1 protein-coding gene and 3 pseudogenes are annotated in these 2697 nt (G+C 57.5%); 2 read left to right on the plus strand and 2 right to left on the minus strand.

Annotation, left to right across the window (positions count from 1 at the left end; genetic code table 11):
* Positions 1–209: 209 nt before the first annotated feature.
* Positions 210–353, minus strand: a pseudogene (locus ACMX3H_RS18105) (phospholipase); the annotation flags it as partial.
* 205 nt (positions 354–558) lie between these two features.
* Here ACMX3H_RS18105 and ACMX3H_RS18110 point away from each other — a divergent pair.
* Together ACMX3H_RS18110 and rarD are read left to right on the plus strand one after the other, a co-directional pair.
* Positions 559–1029 (plus strand): thioesterase family protein, encoded by a 471-nt coding sequence (locus tag ACMX3H_RS18110; RefSeq protein ID WP_415211785.1) that lies wholly within the window; start codon positions 559–561, stop codon positions 1027–1029.
* Positions 1030–1032: 3 nt separating this feature from the next.
* A pseudogene (rarD, locus tag ACMX3H_RS18115) lies at positions 1033–1765 on the plus strand (EamA family transporter RarD); the annotation flags it as partial.
* A gap of 19 nt (positions 1766–1784) precedes the next feature.
* Here rarD and ACMX3H_RS18120 read toward each other — a convergent pair.
* Positions 1785–2532 (minus strand): annotated as a pseudogene (locus ACMX3H_RS18120) (AbrB family transcriptional regulator); the annotation flags it as partial.
* Between the last annotated feature and the right edge of the window lie 165 nt (positions 2533–2697).

The raw sequence follows: 2697 nt of genomic DNA on the forward strand, positions 1-2697 counted from the left end.
GGCTAGTACACCCCAGCTATCGACTGGAACTTAAAGGCGAATCACTACGCAAAGAGCAAGGAGTAGCCAGCACAGGAAAAATAGACTAAAACTGAGTCAGAAGATGAGCGAACACGTGATCGAATATCACTGGAATGGGTAATCGGAAAATATCGGAATAACTGATCGGATGTCGCCGGAGCAGATGATCGGATACGTCGAAATCTGCAATTGTCGTGCTCCTGCAACAGATTGACAATGATGCTTCCCTTCACCGCCGGCGTATCGTGAATCTTCTCAACCGTGGCTTCCTGTGCATAAACAAAAGAAGTCGATCCCAGTAAGAGAGCCGTGGCTCCCCAAAGTTTGCGCATAAAATGTTCTCCGAAAGCGCGTAACCCATCAATACAAGCATTTAAAGCTAATCATTTTACACGCTCCAGGAATTTTCGTTTAGGGAAAACTGCCTAAAGTGACTGCGGCCACCCGAGACTAGTAAGCCATATTAATTAAGCATACTATGAACATATAATTTCCCTTACCCCGCGCGTTGAGCGTTGCCCCAATCCGGAATTTACTATGCCTTTAACCCCCCTTACCGCCGATCACGCCTGCCGTTTGATCGGGGATATCTTTGTCTATCATATGCCGTTCAACCGCGAATTAGGCCTGAAGCTTACACAACATGAGAATGACGCAGCACAACTTGAATTCGCGCGCGATGAAAAGCTGGTGGGCAACGCCCTGCAGCGTATTCTTCACGGCGGCGTTATCGCCTCGGTCCTGGACGTCGCCGCCGGAATAACCTGCGTCACCAGCGCGTTGCTGCGCCAGCCCGCGTTGTCGGAGCAGGATTTGTGTCATCGCTTGGCGCGCATGGGGACGATTGACATGCGGGTGGATTATTTGCTGCCCGGCCACGGCGAGCACTTTACCGTCACCAGCCACCTACTGCGCGGCGGCAATAAGATCTCCGTGGCGCGCGCGGAGCTGCACAACAATCGTGGGCATCATCTCGCCACCGCCACCGCAACCTATCTGGTAGGCTGACCGATGAACGAAAACACCGCCCGCCAAGGCGTGCTGTGCGCCCTCGGCGCTTACTTTATTTGGGGCCTGGCTCCCGCCTATTTCAAATTGATAGATTACGTGCCCGCCAATGAAATCCTCGCACACCGTATTTTGTGGTCGGCGGTGTTTATGCTGGTGTTGCTGACCCTGGGCCGCCGCTGGCTGCTGGCCGCAGGTGCGCCGGTCTTTTCGGCGCAGCAAATTGCTGCTGGCCCTGGCGCTGACCTCTGTACTGATAGGCAGCAACTGGTTGCTGTTCATCTGGGCGGTCAATCACCACCATATGCTGGAAGCCAGTCTCGGCTACTTTATCAATCCGCTGGTCAACGTTTTGCTCGGTATGCTGTTTCTGGGCGAATGTTTCCGCCGATTGCAATGGCTGGCGGTCGTGCTGGCGTCCGCCGGCGTGCTGGTGCAGTTGTGGATGTTCGGTTCACTGCCGCTTATCGCCTTGGGACTGGCGCTCACCTTTGCCTTGTATGGCCTGCTGCGAAAAAAGATCGGCATCGACGCCCAAACCGGCATGCTGATAGAAACCCTTTGGCTGCTGCCGGCCGCTGCCGGTTACCTGTTTCTCGTCGCCGACACCCCGACCAGCCACCTCGGCACCAACGGCTGGCACCTTAACTTGCTTCTAGCTTGCGCCGGCGTGCTGACCACCGTGCCGCTACTGCTGTTTACCGCCGCCGCCCTGCTGGCCCAGCTGCGGCGGCTACAGACAGCCTGACGCCGCGTTAGCCGCGCGATTGGCTGGCCAGGCGCCGGACGGAGGTGCGGGAGATGAAACGCGCCATCGCCGGCCCGACCAGTAAAATGGCGAATAAGCGCAGGCTTTGCATCGCCATGACGAAACCGATATTTACCTGACTGCCGGTGGCGATAATCGCCACGGTATCCAAGCCGCCCGGACTGGTGGCCAGATAAGCAGTCAGCAGATTCACCGGCAGCAGTTTGGTCAAAAGCCAGGCCATGGCGCCGCACAGCAGTATCAAACCGGCGATGGATGCCAACATCTGCGGTAGCGTTTTCAGCGCCAACAGCACGATAGCGCGGGTGAAGCGCAGGCCGACGCTCCAGCCGATAAATGCATAGGCCAGCGCCAATAGCCACTCCGGCACTTGTAGCGTCAGCGTGCCGGTGGCGTGCAGCGTGGCGCCGGCCACCATCGGCAGCAACAGCGGACCGGCGGGAATACGCCCCCACGGCCGCCACCGCAAGCGTAGCGACAAAGCGAAAGTCCAGCGGCGGAAACCACTGCACCGCCGGTGCGACGGCCCCCTGTTCGCCCATCGCAATATGCGCCACCGCGGCGGCGGCGGCGACAAACAATACCCGCAAATATTGCATAAACGCCACCAGCCGCACATCGACGCCAAAGTCGCCCGCCATCGCCACCATCGCCGACGCGCCGCCCAGCGACGCGCCCCAGGCGCCAGTCGGCCCAGGTAAGCTGCTGAACCTGACCAGCAGCCAGCCCGACAATCGTAAGCGTACGCCCAGCGCCGTCTGTTAATTCCCCATCAAGTTATTGAAGATGATGTCCATTATTTTTTTAATGGGCGCAATTCATGAAACAAACCCCACCAAAACCCTCAAGACGTCGTCCTAATTTCCCGCTGGACTTTAAAATTAAGCTGGTTGAGCAGG

Origin of the sequence: Sodalis sp. (in: enterobacteria) (assembly GCF_047607725.1) — a bacterium.
Taxonomy (GTDB): Bacteria; Pseudomonadota; Gammaproteobacteria; order Enterobacterales; family Enterobacteriaceae; genus JBLKSS01.

What these genes read in the sequence shown, in the direction of transcription:
- ACMX3H_RS18110 (WP_415211785.1), top strand. Translation starts at nt 559, where the DNA reads ATGCCTTTAACCCCCCTTACCGCCGATCACGCCTGCCGTTTGATCGGG.